The sequence below is a fragment of the Embleya sp. NPDC020886 genome, from assembly GCF_044333915.1.
Lineage (GTDB): Bacteria > Actinomycetota > Actinomycetes > Streptomycetales > Streptomycetaceae > Embleya.
Map to the genome: position 1 here is coordinate 1 of NZ_JBIRRX010000035.1, position 19,078 is coordinate 19,078.

At 70.3% G+C, this 19,078-nt stretch carries 14 protein-coding genes; 8 read left to right on the forward strand and 6 right to left on the reverse strand.

Annotated elements, in window-relative coordinates:
- Positions 1 to 360 precede the first annotated feature (360 nt).
- Both ACH4U8_RS45770 and ACH4U8_RS45775 read left to right on the forward strand, forming a co-directional pair.
- A complete protein-coding gene (locus ACH4U8_RS45770; RefSeq protein WP_395784665.1) occupies positions 361 to 816 on the forward strand; it encodes a helix-turn-helix domain-containing protein in 456 nt (151 codons plus the stop codon).
- Between the two features lie 205 nt (positions 817 to 1,021).
- A complete protein-coding gene (locus ACH4U8_RS45775) occupies positions 1,022 to 4,036 on the forward strand; it encodes a Helicase associated domain protein (protein WP_395784667.1) in 3,015 nt (1,004 codons plus the stop codon).
- A gap of 93 nt (positions 4,037 to 4,129) precedes the next feature.
- On the opposite strand, the gene ACH4U8_RS45780 is transcribed toward ACH4U8_RS45775, so the two are convergent.
- The 6 genes from ACH4U8_RS45780 to ACH4U8_RS45805 all read right to left on the reverse strand — a co-directional run bounded on the left by ACH4U8_RS45780 (position 4,130) and on the right by ACH4U8_RS45805 (position 9,247).
- Positions 4,130 to 4,660, reverse strand: coding sequence for a hypothetical protein (locus ACH4U8_RS45780; protein ID WP_395784669.1), 531 nt, complete (start codon positions 4,658 to 4,660; stop codon positions 4,130 to 4,132).
- Positions 4,648 to 5,157: a hypothetical protein gene (locus ACH4U8_RS45785; RefSeq protein WP_395784671.1), complete on the reverse strand. Its 510-nt coding sequence runs from the start codon at positions 5,155 to 5,157 to the stop codon at positions 4,648 to 4,650. Before ACH4U8_RS45785 ends, ACH4U8_RS45780 begins: the two co-directional genes overlap by 13 nt.
- A complete protein-coding gene (locus ACH4U8_RS45790) occupies positions 5,142 to 6,236 on the reverse strand; it encodes a hypothetical protein (protein ID WP_395784673.1) in 1,095 nt (364 codons plus the stop codon). The genes ACH4U8_RS45785 and ACH4U8_RS45790 overlap by 16 nt, the downstream gene beginning before the upstream one ends.
- 56 nt (positions 6,237 to 6,292) lie before the next feature.
- On the reverse strand, positions 6,293 to 7,315 hold the full coding sequence (locus ACH4U8_RS45795) for an ImmA/IrrE family metallo-endopeptidase (RefSeq protein WP_395784675.1): 1,023 nt from the start codon (positions 7,313 to 7,315) through the stop codon (positions 6,293 to 6,295).
- Positions 7,309 to 8,079, reverse strand: coding sequence for a hypothetical protein (locus ACH4U8_RS45800; protein WP_395784677.1), 771 nt, complete (start codon positions 8,077 to 8,079; stop codon positions 7,309 to 7,311). The genes ACH4U8_RS45795 and ACH4U8_RS45800 overlap by 7 nt, the downstream gene beginning before the upstream one ends.
- Positions 8,080 to 8,293: 214 nt before the next feature.
- Positions 8,294 to 9,247, reverse strand: coding sequence for a hypothetical protein (locus ACH4U8_RS45805; RefSeq protein ID WP_395784679.1), 954 nt, complete (start codon positions 9,245 to 9,247; stop codon positions 8,294 to 8,296).
- Between the two features lie 290 nt (positions 9,248 to 9,537).
- Here ACH4U8_RS45805 and ACH4U8_RS45810 point away from each other — a divergent pair, with 290 nt between their 5' ends.
- The 6 genes from ACH4U8_RS45810 to ACH4U8_RS45835 all read left to right on the forward strand — a co-directional run bounded on the left by ACH4U8_RS45810 (position 9,538) and on the right by ACH4U8_RS45835 (position 19,030).
- Entirely contained in the window at positions 9,538 to 10,317 is a 780-nt protein-coding gene (locus ACH4U8_RS45810) for a TnsA-like heteromeric transposase endonuclease subunit (protein WP_395784681.1), read from the forward strand.
- Positions 10,314 to 12,548: a transposase gene (locus ACH4U8_RS45815; protein WP_395784683.1), complete on the forward strand. Its 2,235-nt coding sequence runs from the start codon at positions 10,314 to 10,316 to the stop codon at positions 12,546 to 12,548. Before ACH4U8_RS45810 ends, ACH4U8_RS45815 begins: the two co-directional genes overlap by 4 nt.
- The gene (locus ACH4U8_RS45820; RefSeq protein WP_395784685.1) at positions 12,542 to 13,570 is read left to right on the forward strand and encodes a TniB family NTP-binding protein; all 1,029 of its coding nucleotides are present in this window, start codon (positions 12,542 to 12,544) and stop codon (positions 13,568 to 13,570) included. Before ACH4U8_RS45815 ends, ACH4U8_RS45820 begins: the two co-directional genes overlap by 7 nt.
- A gap of 76 nt (positions 13,571 to 13,646) precedes the next feature.
- Positions 13,647 to 16,883, forward strand: a complete 3,237-nt coding sequence (locus ACH4U8_RS45825; RefSeq protein ID WP_395784687.1) for a helicase associated domain-containing protein — start codon at positions 13,647 to 13,649, stop codon at positions 16,881 to 16,883.
- 257 nt (positions 16,884 to 17,140) lie between these two features.
- Positions 17,141 to 17,998 carry a helicase associated domain-containing protein gene (locus ACH4U8_RS45830; protein ID WP_395784689.1) on the forward strand — a complete coding sequence of 286 codons (858 nt, stop codon included), beginning with the start codon at positions 17,141 to 17,143 and terminating at the stop codon, positions 17,996 to 17,998.
- A gap of 798 nt (positions 17,999 to 18,796) precedes the next feature.
- Positions 18,797 to 19,030 carry a hypothetical protein gene (locus ACH4U8_RS45835; RefSeq protein WP_395784691.1) on the forward strand — a complete coding sequence of 78 codons (234 nt, stop codon included), beginning with the start codon at positions 18,797 to 18,799 and terminating at the stop codon, positions 19,028 to 19,030.
- Positions 19,031 to 19,078 lie beyond the last annotated feature (48 nt).

A 19,078-nucleotide genomic window follows, 5' to 3' on the forward strand; every position in this document is an offset into this window, starting at 1 on the left:
CCCGCGGAGCGGGTCCCCAAGCCGCTGCGCGGCTTGCGAGTGAAGCGAGCCGCGTTGCGGCTCGCGGTGGCGCGTTGCGCCACCGAAAGCTCCCCGCGTTGCGGGGAGCTCGATCCGCGTTGCGGATCGAGAAAGGAAGTGAAGGCCTCCCGCGTTGCGGGAGGCGTCCGATCCGCGTTGCGGCTCGGACCGGGGCCGCGTTGCGGCCCGCCAGCAGCACGAAGTGGGCGGTGGGTTGCGGGAGTTCCTTGTCGGAGGAGGGAGCGCGGGCTCCCCGCGTTGCGGGGAGCTACCGATCCGCGATGCGGATCGGTACAAGCGGCGGGCCCGGAGGGGGGTTCGGCCGGCATCGTTTCCGTCATGCCCGAACCGAAGCCCCGAACGGTACTCCGCCTGCGTTTCAAGGAGTTCGTCGCCGATCCCGCAGACCCCGATGCCATGTGCCGCGAACTCGACCTCCGAGCGGACCTGTTGACGTTCGAGGACGGCACCACCACGTTCTGGCTCGACGGAGTCGAGGTATGCGATTTCCCCTCCTCTGCACTGGGCTCGGTGGAACTGATCCCCGCCCGGGAAACGAGTGTGGGACAACCGGCTTCACGCAAGGACGAGGCCGCGGACAAGGCCTACTCCGTGGAGGAGATCCGCACCCGCCACACCAACGCCTACCAACGATGGACCCCCGAAGACGAGCAGCTGCTCCTCGAACTCCACGCCGCCGGCCACGGCCTGGTCGAACTCGCCCGACGCTTCGACCGCCAACCGAGCGCGATCCGCTCGCGACTGGGGAAACTCGGCGTACCCGAACCGCAGTGAAACACGGTCGCGTACCACTCCCCGCCCCGCGCACGCGGCCGCGGCGTGGCGGGAGGATCGGCGCACGACTCGAAAGGCGGGTGCGTCGTTGATGTTTTCCTTCGACAGGATTGGAGAGCGAGGTGACTCAAGAATGACTCAGGTAAACTTTGACATGTATCGGGAGCCCCGTCGGGTGTTCCGGAAGTGATGACGAGGAGGGTCGGTGCGCGAATTCGCCCCGCGGCCGCGGCCGCACCAGGTCGAGGCCGTCGACGCCGCGGTGCGCGGCCTGGAAGGCCCCGTACGCCCGGGCGGCAACCGCGGGCTCCTGGTCTCGGCCACCGGCACCGGCAAGACGCTGATCGCCGCCGAGACCGCCAGACGCCTCGCACCCACCGGCGGCACCCTCGTCCTGGTCCCCACCCTCGACCTGCTCACCCAGATCGTCACCGCCTGGCGCACCCTCGGACACGACGAGGCCATGCTCGCCGTCTGCTCCCTCGAAGGCGACACCGCACTCGGCGCAGCGAACGTGCGCGCCACCACCAGCGGCCCCAGCCTCGCCCTGTGGGCCCAAAAGCACGGCCAGTACACGGTGTTCGCCACCTATGCCTCGCTGGGCAGCATCATCCACGCGCACACCGGGCCCTACGGGATCCCCGCTTTGAGGGCTTGGACGCTGGTGCTGTGCGACGAGGCGCACAGAGCCGCCGGACACGTCGACAAGACCTGGACCGACATCCACGACAACCAGCTCGTCCCGGCGCAGCGGCGGCTCTACATGACCGCCACACCCCGCATCTACGAATCCTTCAAAGGACGGCGCAGGAGGCGGCGCGGCGAACGACGCGGGGGCTCAGGAGTCGGCGCGGGCGGGCAGGGGGCGCCGTTCGAGGTGGGCTCCGGGGTCGCGGCGCACGGCGCGGGTGGCGGTCTCGAGCACCTCGTCGAACCTCACACTGGACCTCACGTCGAGCTTCCTCCCATCCCCGACGACATCGCATTCGATCTCGATTCGGAGGACGGGTATTTCTCGCCGGAAATGCAAATCGGAATGATCAACGAAACCGGTGGAGTGCCCGTTTCATCTGACGAGGCGTCAGATGATGATGGGGGCGACGACACCGGCGACGGTGAGACGGCGCGGACCCGGTCGGCCCGGCTCCCACGTGTTCCCGCGCTCCCCGAGGAACTCGCGGTGTCGATGGACGCGATCGATGTCTACGGTCCGAGGATCTTCCACCTGGGGCTCGCCGAGAGCATCCGACGCGGGCTCCTCGCACGGTTCGTGGTGCTGGTGGCCGACATCAGGGACACCGAGCTCAACCAGGCCCGACGCGACGCGCGCAAAGCGTTGGACGAGAAGAGCCCCAAGGCACCGAGGCTCGTCGAGGCATGGCGCGGCAAACGCCTCGCCGCACTGCAGACCGCGCTGTTGAAGACCGCCCGCGAGAACGATCTGCGCACCGTCATCACGTTCCACCACCGCGTCGCCGAGGCCAAGGCATTCGCGTTGGGGCTGCCCGACGTCGGCCGACGCCTGCGCACCGAACTCCCGGACCAGGCCCCCACGGATGTACGGGCGGAATGGCTGCACGGCGAGCATCCGGCCGAACACCGCCGGCGGGTCCTCGGCCGGTTCGCCGAACCCGGGGTTTCGGGCGACCTGTCCGTGGTGGCGAACGTGCGGATTCTGGGTGAGGGGATCGATTGTCCGGCCGTCGATGCCGTCGCCATTTTCGACGAAATGTCAAGTATTGTGAATATTACTCAGGCCCTCGGAAGAGCCCTCCGGCAGAAACCGGGGCAGGGCAAGGTCGCCGCCATCATCGTCCCCGTCTTCCTCGACGACCACGAACTCCCCGACGACATGCTCCTCTCGGATGGACACCGGTACCTGGTAACCGTGCTCGAGGCTCTGAGGGCCCACGCCCCGGAGCTCGTGGAAGCCCTCGCGGTCCCCCAGGCCACCGCCTGCCACGCGGCGCGGGCGGCCGTCGACGACGCACCCGACGAGCCGAGCGGCGGTGCCGCGGAAGCCGGCACCGAGGCCACCGCGGGCAATGGTGGGGCCGTGGAGGATCCGGGCCAGCCCGCGGGCACGGATGGGTCGGGCGTAGGTCCGGGGGTGGAGACGCGGCCGTTCCTGCGGTTCTCCAGTCCTCGCGACCCGGCGGTAGTGGCGGACTTCGTGCGGCTGCGGGTCATCGATCCCGACGAACGCGACTGGATCCGCGGCTACCTCGCCGCCAGGCGGTTCCTCCGGGCCCACGGCCATTTGAGGATTCCGCTCGACGCGCGGGACGAGCACGATCACGACTATGCGGTTGGGCAATGGGCTGCGGTTCAACGAAGGGAGTATGCCGCCGGGCGCCTGAACAAGAGGCGGGGCCGCGCGCTCGTCATGCTCGGGATGGTGTGGTCCCACCCCGACGCCGCCTTCGACGACGGACTCGCCGTCGCGCGACGGTATGTCGAACGCGTGGGGCACCTCGCCGCACCGCAGAACGCCGTCCAGGACGGCGTGCGCATCGGACAATGGCTCGCCAACCAACGACGCCACGGCGTGATGGACAACCACCCCGAACGAGAAGCCGCACTCCGGGAGTTGGATCCGTGGTGGCGCCCCAACGGGTGGACGATCGCCTGGCAACGCGCCGCCAACGAGGTACGTCTCTTCCTCGCCCGCGGCGGAGCCCTCGACGGGCTGACGCCCGGACACGTCGCCGGTGGGCGGGACATCGGCGCCTGGGCGCAGCGGCACCGGCGGGCGGACGTGAGGGCCGGGCTGCGGCCCGGACAACTCGAGCAGCTCGACGAACTCGGCATCCGCTCCGAACCCGGCGCAGCGGCGGGCGGCGGCGGGGCGGTGGGGGGTGGCAGCGGCGCAGCGGGCGGCGTGGAGAACGGCGCGGGGGTGGCTGCGGGCGTCGACGTCGGCGGTCCTGCGGCCGACCGCGACGGCGCCCGGGCGCACAGGCGCGGGCGGGGCGCGTGGGAGACCGGGTTCGCCGCGGCCGTTGCCTACCGCCAACGCGAAGGGGGCCTGGAGGTGCCGCGCGCGCATGTCGAGACCGTGACGGCGGAGACGGCGACCGGACCCGGTGGTGGTGCGGGCAACGGTGGCGGTGCGGTCGAGGTGCGCCTCGGCAAGTGGGTCAACAACCAACGCACCCGGCGGAGTTCGCTGTCGGTCGAACGCGAGCGGCTCCTAACGGAGCTGGGTATGCGCTGGTAAGCGCCGTTGTGGGGTGGGGTGTGAGATCCGGAGCGAGGATGGCGGATCGTGGCGGCACGGGGCCGAGTTGAGTCGCGGCTGGAACTCGCTCCTTCAGGGGGGCAGGAGCCCGCGCTTCTTGAGAACACGGCGGAGGAGAAAGGCTGGGATCAGGCGCCGGAGGCCGAAACGGTAGGTGAGGGCGTCCTGGATCGAGGTGACGACGTGTTGTTGGTTGCCCATGCCGAAGCCATTGAGGTTCATCCCGGCGGCGGTGGCAACTGGGGTCGCGTTCCAGGCGTCGTTGCAAGCCTGTTTGAACGGCGTGTCGATTCTGGTGAGGCAGTAGTCGAAGACCTCGCTGAGCACTGCGCTCTCCGTTGCGGTCCAGGCGCGGCTCTCCGCGAGGCGCTCTTGGAGGTCGTGCCCGATGGTGGTGAGCGTATGGAGAACATCGGGGTTGTCGCTGGTACGGCGGCGTATCCGGTAGGGGTATTCGATACGGGCGACGAGGAGTTTGACGGCTGCGGCGTAGCGGTCGCGGCGGACTGTGGCCCCGGCGCGCAGGCCCGTGAGGATGTGTCCCAGCACTACGGCGACAACGGAGGAGCCGAGGATGAGGACGAGAATGGTCATCGAGTCCATCGGTGGGCCTCCTGTCGTGTCTTGACGGTGCGCAGTGGGTGGACGCCGTGGGCGGGCTGGCCGTGCGGGGCGTCTTCGGCGGGCCAGGTGCCGGTGCGGCGCCATGCCTCTTCGTAGAGCAGATGGCGGTGGATGAGGGTGATCAGGGGTTCGAGGCCGTCGTCGGGGATCCAGCGCAATGCTGTGTCGTCGTCGGGGTATTGCAGGCACAGGTCCTCGACCGGAGCGGGGTTGCGGTGTTTGAAGGCTCGGTGGGCCGAGTCGAGGGGAAAGGCGTGGATGGTGTGGTCGTGTCGGATGACGATGCGAACGCGTTCAGTGGGATAGTTCTCGCGTTCGAAGGCAGGCAGGGGCCGCAAGGTGAACTCGAGCAGCGCGGCTCCGACGGGGCCGGTGCGGCCGGTCGCCCGTTCCACGCCGTAGACGGTGTGGGCGTGGAGCATGTGGTCGGCGGCTGCGGCGGGATCGGCGAGCACCCGGTTCAGTGGGTACGCCATGACCGTGCCGGGCGGGCGGGCTGCTGGCCGCGCGGGGAGGTGACGGCGCGTCCGGTGGAAGTGATGCTGCCGGCTGCCAGGGCGCGCAGCGCTTCGGCGACGTTCTGGGCCTCGGCGGCGGGGAACGTCTCTCCGATCAGGCCGTGCCAGATCTCGATGGCGGCTGCGTGTTGGCCGTCCTCTTCCAGCCGGCGTGCCTCGGCGGTCCGGTGGGCGGCGTCACGCAACGCGGCTGTGTAGGAGGTACGTTGGGCGGCCGTCCAGCCGGCGGTGAGGTCGTCGACACCGGTGGGATCGAACACCGGTCCGGTGACGGCATGAGCGGCGTGCGCAAGAGTGTCGGCGAGGGACCGGGAGTGCTCGAGTGGGACTGTGACCGCCTCGTACGCGAAGGCCTCCCACAACAGGCCGCAGGTGTCGTCGAGGACCGGGTGGTCCTTCTTGTAGGACTTCAGCATGCGGACCTGGTGGACGAATCGTCCGCCGGTGGCCTGGTTGCGGGCGCTGATGATTCGGTTGAGGATGCGGGTGTTGGACCACTCCCAAACGTCGTTCTCCCGGTCTGCGATGTAGCAGATCTCGCCGTCGTCCGCGTCGAGTGCGGGGACCAGGTCGAAGGTGAAGTCGAGATCGGGGAAGGTGACCTGAAGGGCGTGGGCGGGGGCGTCGTCCACGTCGAATCGGGCGTTGGGGTACTTGTCGGCCACGGCCGCGCGGATGAGCCTCATCGCGTGGGCAGGACCGCCGGGCCGGCGCAGGGTCTCTTCCAGACGCGGGTGCATCCGGATGATCATGTCGACGTCCTTGAGCGGCTTGAGCATCGTCTTGCGGGCGAAGCTGCCCTGGAGGAATGTCCCGATCGCCAGTCTTTCGCTCACCAGGTGGTCGGTGATGTCGCCATGCCGCTTCTGCGCGTTCTTGCGCTCGCGGGCATGGAGGTTGAGTTGCTCGTCGAAGGCGGCGAATGCGCCCTTGGTGGTGTCGTTCATCGTGCTGTCGTGCTCGTTCCTGCCGGCCTCGGCGATCGTGGTGCCCGGCAGTTCCGGGGTCCCATGTGGTGTGGCGTCCGGGGCGGACACCTTCGTGAGGGACAGACGACGTAACTCGGCGGTAGCGGGACGCGTGTGACCAGGGTTCAGGCGCAGTCGCGGCAACGGCTGTTCGCGCCGTCGAACATGGCGGCGGGGTGCACGATGAAACAGGTGGTGCACTGACGCTCGGCAACCTTGCGGTCACAGTCGCAGCGGCCGCAGTCCGGACAGGGGGCGGACTCGCAGCGAGCGCAGGCACGGGCGTAGGACGTGAAGTCCTCCCCGCAGTGAGCACAGATGTATCCGGTCGGCTCGGGACCGGCCTGGCGCGCGGAGGGCGTAAATGCCTTCCAGGGGGCCGAGTCGGTGACGGCGACGACGAGGAGGTACCCGTCCATGTCTGCGGTCTGTAGATACAGTTCGTCGCCGAGGATGCCGTCGCGGTAGGCGAGTCGACCGCGGCCCTCGGCGCGACCGCGGGCGGATAGTGCGGTACTCAGTGTCGGGACCTGGCTCTGGTCGCTGCCGCGGCGCAGCGGCGGCAGACCGTGGGAGGCGGCGAAGGCAAGGCTGCCGCCGGAGTCGAGGAGGAGGATGTGGCCGGGCGCGGGAAGTCGTTCGCTGGCTTTGACGCACGCGGCCATCCGAGAGGCGGTACCGGCTCGCCACAGCGCGACGGCGGTGTCGGCGGTGGGTCCGGCGGCGGCGATGTGCTGATCGACGAGTCCATCGGGCAGGAGGATCTCGGCGGCGAACGCGTCGCATGCGGCGTCCTCCAGGGCGGTGCCGCCGTCGGGCTGCTCGAGGAGGACGTCCATCAGTTCCACCAGGGTCTGCTGGAGATGGTGGCCGAATTCGTGGAGAGCGGTGAAATCGCGGCGGGCCAGGCTTGCGGAACTGGCGACGGCGATAACGGCCGGGGTGCCAGCGAAGTAGGCGCCGGCAACGCTGCAGCCGCCGGAACGGCTGTCGGGGACGTCCCTGACGTCGAGACCGGGCCACTGCCGCAGTTCCCGCAGTGCACCGGCGGTCAGCCGTGCGTCGGCTCCGGGGTGGTCGCGGTGCAGGGTGGCGAGCATGGCTTTGGCTTGTGTGCGTGCTGCGGCGCGCCGCACATAGTTCACCACTCGCTCTCCTGGGCCAGGTGGACGTCGAAGAAGCGGTCCACTCGGGCCGGCCAGTCCTCCTCGGCTGAGCGCTCTTGGCGTGCTGCCAGAGCGAAGGTGGTGAAGAGTGCCTGTTGACGGGCGTTGTGTTCGGTTGTTTCAACGTGCCGGGCGAATCGACGGATCTGGTCGCGCCGGGCGGGGCGGCTCAGTTCGTGCACCAGGCGGTCGGGCGGGGGTGGGTTGGCGGCCAGGATCTGGTCTGCGGTGGCCCCCAGGATCGGTGTGAGAAGGTCGGCTTCGTCGTGGGTGAGCGGTGTTTGCCCGCGCAGCAGAGCCAGGGCGCGGGGTGGTTGCACGCCGAGTTGCTTGATCAGTTCGGCAGGGCGAAGCCCTTGCTTCTTCAGCATGGCGGCCAGGTCGCCGTTGCCCTGCGGAGCCCAGCGTGCCGTGGAGAGCAAGTCCATGGTGTCGGCCAGGGCAGCGCGGAAACCGGCGGCTCGTGCTGCGGGGCTGGGGATGGGGCTTCCGTAGCGGTAGCCGGTCGCAGATGAGGTCGGTGAGCCGTCGGCGGCGAGGGGAACGGATAGGTGGCTGATCTGCCGATCCAGGACGCACCATGGAAGTCTTTGGCCTAGGCCACGCCACAGGGCGATGGGTTGTTCCAGGGTGGACGCCTCGGCGGGCAGCAGCACGGTGTCGGCGTCGTGGTACTGGGTTTTCAAGGCAACGGGGAGGGCGTGCACGGTGGTGTCATCGACTGCGGTGACAACCACGATTTCCACGGTGTCGTCCCAGACTGCACGCCAGATCTGACCCGGGCGGGGATCGCCGGGAGTGGCTGTGGCTGTGGTGCGGACAGCTTCGGGAATGGTTGTGCGCGCAGCTGCGGCTCGCAGTCTTTCGTATGCGCTGGGTGGTGACTGCCTCATCGGGCGGGCCCCCTTCCTTCACGGCGATGGGTTCTCACTATGGACAAACGACGTCACTCATCGAATGTCAGGGCATAGCTTCCGCGCGGCGCAGCAGCGCCGAAACGACAGCATGCATGTCGTCTCCCTCGCCGGTCAGGGCCCTTCTGAGCTTCTCGCGCAACGCTTCCATGATCGCGCGCGCCTGATGAACGCCGATGCCCAGGTGGACGGCTACTTCCGAGGTTGTGTCTTCGAGGTAGCGCAGCAGTTGCCGCTCGTCCGGGGACATCTGGGTCCAGATCTCCCCGGCTACTGTCTCCGCCCCCACTGGGTCGAGTGGGTCTGCTCCTTGTGCCTGGTTCATGGCGGGATCGATCAAGGAGCCGCTATTGGCATAGAGCGTGGTGATCTCGGGTGTGGTGGGTTGATCGAAAAAGCGGGCTTCGAGGACCCTTGCCAGATCTTCTTCGCGCACTGCTCCTCCGGCTGCCTCGAGGACGGCCTCAAGCACCGTCATCAAGGCGTGCTCGGTCTTCTTCGGCGTCGGTCCGGAGTGGTTCCACGCGGTGATCCAGACCCCGCGCACATCCCAGGCCACGCGGACGAGTTCGTCGAGGTCGCCCTGCCACACGACGCCAATGGGATGAGAGGCCAGCGCCCAGCGGGGGGAAGCGCCGCCCACGGCAGAGTACTTGGCGTCCTCGGCAAGGCGTTTGGCAAACCGCCTTCGCAGCTTCCCGCGCTCGGTCCCCTTCGCCTGGTCGATCAGGAAGTACCTGATCGAGGCGTAGAACATCTTCTCCAGGGAGGTGTCGTCGACCGCTTTGAGGAAGCAGTCCAACACAAACTGCTCGCCTTTCCGGCTGAACATTTCAGCCAGGAGTACGTCGACGGCCTCGTCGGTCCACCCGGAGTACCCCTCGGGGGGCGGGAATCCCTGGGTACGGGTTACTTGACGACCGACGCAGCGCAGCAGGTCGAGGCTGGCATCGCCAAGCCGACCATTTCGTGTCAGCTCGTCGTACGCCCCGCTCGTCATCGTTCCACCCCGACTTCACCGCTGCGTTCGCGCAGGGTTCTTGCTATACACCTCTCCTCCGATAGGGGTGAGTTCGCCACACCGCTGTTCGCCAGTCGCGCTTCGAAGCACAGCCGGGGGCCTGGGCAGAAACGAATGACTGCGGGGCGGGGTGAACTTCCTGCGGCCGGCAACACTTGCCGTAGCGCGGCTACGCGGCCTGCGACAGGCCGGCGTGTGTCAAAAAGAAGATCGATTCGCGGTCGCTCCGCGCATGCGTCGGGTCGGTCGGGAGCCGGTTGGCTGTGCGCATGGAAACGATCACTTCCGCCGCCCCGTCGGGCGGGGCCCTGCTTCGCCCCGACCCCGACCACGTCGAGGCGCGGTTCGTCGAGGCGGGTGGTGCGCTTCGACAGGTGCCTTGGCCTCGGGTCGCGGATGACGTGTTGCTGGAGGAGCACTCTCCGGTGAGGCGGTTCCCGGTGAGGCACGGGCGGCGGGTGGCGCCGGGTTGGTGGTGGTCGGCGACGTCCGGGCGCATGGTGCCCTATGGGTCCGGGGTGATGCGGACCCAGGTCATGCTCTTGGATCGGGATCCGTCGGTGGTGGCGTTGGCGTGCCGGCCGGTGGAGTTGGTGTGGCGCGAGGGTGGCAGGAGTGTGGCGCACGCGCCGCAGGTGATGGCGAGGATGGCGGACGGGAGCGGTCTGCTGCTCGACTGCGTGGGAGGAAGTGGGCCGTCGGCGAGGCTGGTCGCGCGCGCCCGTGTGGCGTCCGTCGCCGCGGACGCGGTCGGCTGGCGGTATCGGATCGTTCGGCCGGCGGATCCGGTGCTGGTGGCTAATGTGCGGTGGCTGGCGGGGTATCGGCATCCCCGCTGTGCGGGCGGTCGGTTGATGTCCTCGGTCGTGGCCGTGTTCGGCCGTGAGCGGCCGGCGGTGGAGGGTGTGCGGGAGGTGGGTGATCCGATCGCGGTGTGGCCGGTGCTCTTCCATGCGTTGTGGAGCGGCGCGCTGAGTGTGCGGTTGGACGAACCGCTGCACGAACGTGCCCTGGTGTCGGTGACGCGCGCAAAGGGCGGGGTGGCGTGACGCATCCCGTTCTCGAGGTCGGGGCCCGGGTCCGCCACGACGGGCGGACGTGGAACGTGGCCGTCCTCGAAGGCGCCAGGGCCACGTTGGTCACCGACGGCGGGGCGTCGGCGGTCGTACTGCTGCCCTTTCTGTTCGCCGACCCGTCCTTCGCGGTGGAAGGCGGTCACGCCCCGCCGAGGCTCCCGCCCTTCGGTCTGCTGGAGGCCCTGCCCGCGGAAGCGAGGCAACGGGCGTTGGAGTGGCAGCGGCATGTGCGGGAGGTGGAGACCGGTTTCCCGGTTGCGGGCGCGACCGGTGGCCCGCGCCCGGAGTTCGATCCGGCGACGAGGAGCATGGCGCAGCGGGAGCGGGCGAAGGCGGACGAGCTGACGGCGGCGGGCCGGGTGACGAGTGTGGCGACGGTACGCAGGATGCGTTCGCGCTACCGACGCGGCGGTCTGTGGGCGGTGGTGGACGGCCGGGTGGCCAGGGAGTCTTCCCCCCTGGGACGGGCGGACGAACGGGTGGTCGCGGCGATCAGGGATGTGCTGGAGGCACGGCGGGAGCGGTCGACGGGCACGCTGGCGCGGCTACGCCGCGAGGTGGGGTGGTTGTTGGAGGAACAGTACGGCGCGGGAACGGTGACGGTTCCGCCGACGTCGACGTTCAACCGTCTGGTGCACGTGGTGGCCGACGGGCAGGGCTTGCTGGGGACCGCGGCGCAGCGGCGGTGGCACGCGTCGCGGCCCGCTCCTCCGTTCACGCCGACGGTGGCGCTACGGCCGGGCGAGTTGGTGATGTTGGACAGCACGCCGCTGGATGTGTTGGCGGTGTCGGACGACGGTGTGGTCGGCCGGCCGGAGTTGAGTATCGCGTTGGATGTGGCGACGCGCAGTATCTGCGCGGCGGTGTTGCGTCCGAAGGGGACGTCGTCGGTGGACGCGGCGATGTTGCTGGCGCAGATGGTGGTGCCGATGGCGATGCGGCCGGGGTGGGACGAGGCGTTGGCGATGCGGCGATCGGTGATTCCGTACGAGCGGTTGGTGGCGTTGGACGCGCGGTTGGAGGGTGCTGCGGCGCGGCCGGTGATCATGCCGGAGACGGTGGTGGTGGACCAGGGGCGGGTCTTCGTGTCGGGTTCCTTTCTCGGGGCGTGCGAGAGCCTGGGGGTGTCGGTGCAGCCGGTGCCGCCGGCGAACGGTCCGGCGAAGGGGAACGTGGAGCGGACGTTCCGTGCGATCGGCAGTGGGTTCAGCCAGTACGTGGCGGGTCATGTCGGTCCCGACATCACGCAGCGGGGCGCGGCGGCGTCGGGGGACGCGTGCTGGAGCCTGGCGCAGTTGCGGGAGCTGTTGGACGAGTGGGTCGTGGTCGGGTGGCAGGAGCGTGTGCACGATGCGCTGCGGCATCCGATGATGACCGGCGTCATGGTGTCGCCGAACGAGATGTGGGCCGCGTTGGTCGCGGTGACGGGGCACGTGCCGGTGCCGTTGCAGATGGGCGACTACGTCGAGTTGTTGGAGACCCGATGGCAGGCGATCAACGACTACGGCATCCGGTTCGGCTACCGCACCTACGACCATCGCGGTCTGAACGGACATCGGCGGCGGCGATCGACACGGGCCGACAAGGGCGGCAGGTGGGAGGTCCACCACGACCCGTACGACCCCAGCCGGGTGTGGGTGCGATTGCCGGAGGGGTGGCTGGAGGTGCCGTGGGTGCACGCCGGCGCGGTGAGGAGTCCGTTCACGGCGTTCACGTGGTCCTTTGTGCGGCGCACGGTGGAGCGTCGGGGCGGCCGTGAGGAGCACGAGGCGGCGATCGCCCGCGCCCTGGACGAGTTGTTGCGGCGTGCCGGACGGGGTCTGGGCACCAGGCGCGAGCGTTCGGTCGCGGCCCGGGCTCGCGCCACCGCGCGGGTGAACGACGCCTCGCCCGTTGCCGATCGGTCTCGGCCGGGGGTGGCGGAGGGATCGTTCGGGTTGTCCGGGGTCTTCGCCGCGTCGCCGGATCGGGACGAGGATGGGGACGTCGACGATCTCGCCGATGTCGATGCGAACGTCTGGGGCGACGAGGAGGACGACCTCGCCGACGACCGGGAGGGCCGGGCGGACGAAGGGTTGTCGGCCGGATTCCCCGGGTTCTCGGTGCCGGACGAGGACGCTACCGGCGCACGCGCACGGGAAGCGGCGGCGGCGCCCGGCGAGATGCGTGTCTACGACCCGCGTCAGGAGGCCCGGACATGGTGACCGACCCTGTTCGCGGCGGGGGCGACGTCTTCAGTGCGCTGACGACATGGGATGGATGGCAGCGCTTCGTCGATGCCCCCGATGTCCGCGGGAGGGACGTCGGGGAGCGGTTGTGGACCATGGAGGAACGGGAGGACTACCACGCGCGTTTCGTGGTGCTCAGGACGCCGGCGATGGACGCCGTCTCGACGGCGGTACGCCGCCTGCTGCTCCTGAATCGCGGTCAGAAGGGCGGGGCCAGGCGCGGCCTGATCATCTCCGGTCCGGCGACCACGGGCAAGACCACCGCGATGCAACAGTTGGGGCGGACCGTCGAACTCGCCGATCGGCGACGCCATCCGAACCCGTCGAGCCGCTTGCCCGTCGTGTTCGTCACCGTGCCGCCGTCCTCGACCCCGAAGATGCTCATCAGCGAGTTCGCCCGCTTCCTGGGCCTGCCGGCCCCACGGCGGATGAACCAGATCCAGATCACCAACGCCGTGTGCGGGCTTTTGTGCGAGTTGGGCACGCAACTGGTCCTGATCGACGACGTGCACCTGATGGAGACCCGGAGCCGGGTCGGCGCGGAGACCGCCGACCAACTGAAGTACCTCGGCGAGCGGATCCCGGCGACGTTCGTCTACTCCGGCATCGACGTCGAGTCCTCGCCGCTGCTGACCGGTGTTCGCGGTTCCCAACTCGCGGGCCGGTTCAAGATCGTGCGCAACCAGCCGCTGCGCTACGGCAGTACGACCGACAAGCAGACCTGGCACGAACTCGTTCGTGGCATGGACAGCGCCCTGCGGCTGCGCGGACACCGGCCGGGCACGCTGGTGGCGCATGCCGCCTACCTGCACGCCCGCACCGGCGGCCGGATGGGCAGCCTGTCCCATCTGGTCCGCGAGGCCGCACTGGTGTCGCTCATGGACGGCACCGAACGAATCACGAAGAAGCTGCTCACACAGATCGAACTCGACACGGCCGCGGAGCAGCGGAGCCGAGCGTCGCGGAGCGCGGCCCTTTCCCCCGCGCCCTCGACCTGATCCGTGTGTCGCCTTCGCATCCGCGATCGCCGCGGTCGGGTCGGCCGCGGCTCCTCTCACGAACAGGAATGCCTCCTTGGACGTTTCCCCCGACCCGAGACCACGCGGGCTCGTCCCGCCACCGGCCCGGGGGCCGATCAGGCTCGGGCCGCTGGCCGGGGAAACCACCCTGTCGTTCCTGGACCGGTTGGCCGACCGCTACCGAGTCGGCGTCAGGGACTTCGTCCCGGCGCTGCTGTCGACCGACTCGGGGTTGTTCAAGGGCTATCGGGTCGACGGGGAGGTGTTCCTGAACGCGGAGGCCCGCGCCCTGGTCGCCGTGTTCTGCAACGTGCCGCCCGATCATCTGCGACGGGCGCTGCCCACATGGTGCGCGCAGGAGCCCGTGGGGCCGTCCGGGGCCGGCCCGGCCGGCCGTTTTCGTTTCGGCACCGTGTTGGCCGCCATGGGAGTGGGTTGTCGACCGTGCGCTGCCGCGCGGACGGGCCGGACCAGGCCCGTCCGGCTGTACCTGCCGCCGCAGGCGCGGGTGTGTCCTCGGCATCGGCGCTGGATGCTCGGTGACCACCGGGTGGACGGAGCGCTCCTGGGGGTCGAGCACGTCGACCTCTCGGGCCTGCCCGAGATCCTCACCGCGCACCGCCGGCATCTGCGGATGCTGCGCCACCAGCCGGACGCGGCCCGCGCGTTCGAGGTCGCCCACGCCGTGGTCACCTCCTGGTGGGCGCAACAGTGGCCCCGGGAGGAGTACTGGCCCCGTCGTGTCCGTCGGATCACCCCGCCCGGGGAGGACCCGGGCTGGTGGCGGCTGCTGGCCCGGGACGTGGTCACCTATCCGGAGACGGTCGCGGTCGCCTCGCTCCTCGCCCGGGCGCGGCACCGCCGGCGCGTACTCGACGGCACGGTCGGGCACCGGCCGCACACCGTCGCGGACGCGCCCGCCCTGGTCGCCGAGTTGGCGCGACGCACCGAACGGCCCTGGCTGCCCGGGCACATCGCCGGCGCCTCGGCCGGTCCCCTGTACACGTGGCTGCGCGGCGGCGCGCGGGCGCGTGCAGAGGGCGCGGACACCAGCCGGATGTGGAACGTACACATGGCACACCGGCCCCGGCTCCTCGCCCGGGAGTTGCAGGAGCACCGCGATGGCGCCCGTCGGCCGGACGAGGCGTCCCGCGGTCCCCGGCTGCACCCGGACCGCGCGTTCTCCACCGGTCTGGAACACGCCCGCGCCTATGCCGCCCGCCACGGCCATCTCGCCGCCCCGATCGGCACTCGATTCGAGGGGTTCCCTCTGGGTCGTTGGCTGTCGAACCATCGCAAACAGCAGGCCATGCCACCCGAGTACGTGGCCATGCTCGACGCACTCGACCCCTGGTGGAAACCGTCCTGGACGGTGAAATGGCAACGCGCCTACTACAGGGCGCGCGAACAGTGGCGCGTCGCGGGCGGTCTGCGCCCCGAACAAGGCTTCCCGCACGTCGACCTCGGTCTGGGTGAATGGCTCCACGCCCAGTGCGCCGACTACGACGGGCTGCACCCGGCGCAGCGCCGCCTGCTCGCCGAGATCGGCCTCACCGAGCAGGCCGCCCGCACGGCACGGCCCCGCCGCAGGAACATGGGAGCCCACTTCGAACGCGCCCTGGCCTGCGCCCGCGCCCACGTCGAAACCGACGGCACCCTGGTGACCACCACCGTCGACACCGTCCGCGACGGATTCCCGCTGGGTCAGTGGCTGGCCAACCAGCGCAGCAAGGACCGTGCCTGGCGGCTGAGCCACGATACGCCCTCGCCCCGAGCCGCCGCGCTGTCCGCGATCGACCCGTGGTGGAACCCCGCGTGGGGCCCGGAATGGCAACGCGCCCACCACCGGGCCCGCACACTCGTCACACAAGGCCACGACCTCGACCCCGCGGCCGGCTTCCCCGCCGCCGACGACACGCTCGCCGCGTGGCTGTCCGCCCAGTGCATGGCGTACGGGACGCTGTCTCGGCAACAGCAAAGCCTGTTGGCCGGCATCGGCCTGACCGCCGACCGTGCCCGTGCCGTCGAACCCCGCCCCCGTCCGCCCCGCACGGCTGTCCCGTCCCGGCCCCGGCCCGCCGAATCCGCGGCGAGTTTCAGCAGGGGTCTGGAACACGCGCGTTCGTATCGCGACGAACACGGCACCTTGGCCGTTGTCGCCCCCGACACCGTCCACGCCGGCTTCGGCCTGGGCCGATGGCTCTCCCGGCGACGAGCGCACGCACGCGCGGACATGCGCGGAAACCGGCTCCCCTGTCCCGAGACGCTGGCGTTGGACGCGCTCGACCCGTGGTGGTGCCCGTCCTGGCCCCACGCCTGGCAACTCGCGCTGCGGCGGGTACGCGACCACCTCGACACCGGTCGACCACTCGATGCCGACCACGACTTCCGCGGCTTCGCCCGCGCATCGCGCACCTGGCTCCGCAGACAACGCGCCCACTACGACGACCTGCATCCCGGACAACGACACCTCCTGGCCGAGATCGGCCTCGACCGGGAGAAGGCCCACACACGGCCCATCGGCGCGCACGCCGAGACCGCCCTGACCCACGCCCGCGCCTACCACACCGCGCACGGCAACCTGATCATGCCCAGGTCCACCGTCCACGACGGATTCCCTCTCGACCGATGGCTCGTGCGCCAACGCCGACTGGCCCGCCTCGAGAACACGCCCCACGCCTGCCACCGAGCCCTGACCGCGATCGACCCGTGGTGGAACCCGCCCTGGAACATGCGCTGGCAACACGCCTACCAGCGAGCCCACACCGCCCACACCCTGGGCGTCACCGACGCTGACACACACGCCTGGACGGCCGTCCAACGCAACCTCCGGCACCGCCTGCACCCCGAACAACGCGCACTCCTGGCCCGCATGGGCATCACCGCGACCGCCCGGACCTCCCAGCCCGCCGGCACAACGACACGCGTGCCCCCGACCAATCCCGGCCTGGCCCACGCCCGCGCGTACGCCGACCGCGTCGGCGACCTCGCCGTCGCCGCCCGCGCCCGGCACGACGATTTCCCTTTGGGGATGTGGTTGATCCGGCAACGCGCAAGAGCCCGCCGGGCCCGAACCTCACCGGCGACCATCGCGGCCCTGGACACCATCGACCCGTGGTGGAACCCACCCTGGGCATTCCCGTGGCAACGCGCCTACCACCAGGCCCGGACACGACCCCACCACGACCCGGAGATCACCCCCTGGATCCGCGCCCAACACACCAACTGGCCCCACCTACACCCCGAACAACAACACCTCCTGACAGAGATCGGCATCCACCCGAACCCCTGACCCCCAGCCCCGACACCCCCGGGAACCACCCACCACAACCGCCCTCGTCAAGTACCGGCCCGATCAATCGGCACACCACCCGAACAAACCGAACAACCACCCGGCAAAACCGTGCTGAATAACCACAACCCCGACACGCCACACCCCCGGCCGGGAACACAACACGACCACAAGCCCCGACAACACACCCACCACAACTGAGAAAACCCCAGCTCACACACCCACCACTGCCCACATCAACCGAACCACGACACCGCGTGCGCAACCTCGTCATGCTCGGCATGGTGTGGTCCCATCCCGACGCCGCCTTCGACGACGGACTCGCCACCGCACGACGGTATGTCGGGCGTGTGGGGCACCTCGCCGCACCACAGAACGCCGTCCAGGACGGCGTGCGCATCGGCCAGTGGCTCGCCAACCAGCGGCGTGCGGGTGTTTTGGACGCGCACCCCGAACGCCGCCGGGCCCTCGAGGAGTTGGACCCGTGGTGGCGCCCCGACGGATGGACCATCGCCTGGCAAAGGGCCGCCAACGAAGTACGCCTGCACCTCGCCCGCGGCGGAGCCCTCGAGGAGCTGACACCCGGACACGTCGCCGGCGGCCGGGACATCGGCAGATGGGCGCAGTGGCACCGGCGAGCAGCCGTGCGGGCACGGCTGCGGCCCGGGCAACTCGAACAGCTCGACGCACTTGGCATCCGACCCGAATGCGACGGCGGCGCGGCGGAGGGTGATGGTGGCGGCGCGGCACGGGGCGGTGGCGGCGCAGCGGGCGGCGGCGTGGAGAACGGCGCGGTGGCTGCGGGTGACGGCGTCGGCGGCCCTGTGGCCGACCGCGACGGGGCCCGGGCGCCGAGGCGCGGGCGGGGCGCGTGGGAGACGGCGTTCGCCGCGGCCGTCGCCTACCGCGAACGCGAAGGGGACCTCGACGTACCCCGCGCACATGTCGAGACCGTGGCGGTGGAGACTGCGGCCGGGTCCGAGGGGGGCGAGGGCGAGGGCGGCGGGGTCGTCGAGGTGCGACTCGGCAAATGGGTCAACAACCAACGCAACCGGCGGAGTTCGTTGGCCGAGGAACGGGTGCGGCTGCTCACCGAACTCGGCATGCGGTGGTGAGGGGTGGCGTCGGGTCGGGGTCCGTCGAGGGCTCGTGTTCGGTGGGTGTGAGATTCGCGGTGAGGTCGGGGATGGGGTGTGGTGTCGGTGGGGGTGTTTCGGGTCGCTCCGGTCGGGGGTGAGACGACGTGGTCGTTCATGGGCCGGGTCGCCGGGTGTTACGGGCCGGCGCCGACGCTCTGGCGGGGCATTGGCGGTGGCTCGACCACCGTCCCCGGCACCGGGGCGGGGGCTGCGGGCCGATGCGGAGGTGGTTCTGGACGCGGCCGGGCGACTGGCGTTGATGGAGTTGTGCGGGGTCGGGGAGGAGGTGCTCGCACGGGCGTTGCCGTCCTGGGGCAGGGAGGAGGATGCCGCCGGGTGGGGGACGGCCGGGGTGCCGCAGGGGTTGTGGCGGGTGGGTGGCGCGGTGGTGGGGCCGGTGGCGTTCGGGTGTCGGGCGTGTGTGGCGCGGCGTCCCGGTGGGCCGGGGCGGGTGGTTCGGTACGCGGTGCGGTGGGAGCGGGTGTGCGGGCGGCACGCACGGTGGGGCCTGGACGCGGACGCCGACGGGGTTCCGGAACACCTGGATCTGCGCGAGGCGCTGGCGGTGGTCGCGACGCGACGGCGGTGGGCGGGGGTGGCGCGGCGGGCGGCGCGGGCGGGGGTGGGTCCCGGGGAGGTGTTCGGTGTCGCGTGGGCGGTGGTGTGCCGGTGGTGGGAGTCGGCGCCGGTCTGGGAGCGGGAGGAGATCCGGCCGCGGCGGCTGCACGCGGTCGCGGGCGGGGACGCCGGGGGGGCGATTTCGAGTGGTGGCGGGTGGTCGGGCGGGACGCGGTCGTCTTCCCGGACGTGGTCGCGGTCGCGGACGCGCTGCTGGATCCGGGCATGGCGGAGCGGTTGTGGCGCGGCGGCGGTGCCGGGCGGCTCCGGATGCTGCGGGTGGACGGGGCGTTCTGCCGCGAGCTCGGGGTACGGGTCGGGCGGCCGTGGCTGGGGTCGGTGATTGAGGTGCCCTTGATCTTCCGGACAGCGACCCGCGTAGGGTTGTAGGAAACCGGAAAGAGAAAGCACGTGCCAAAGAGATATACACAGCAGTTC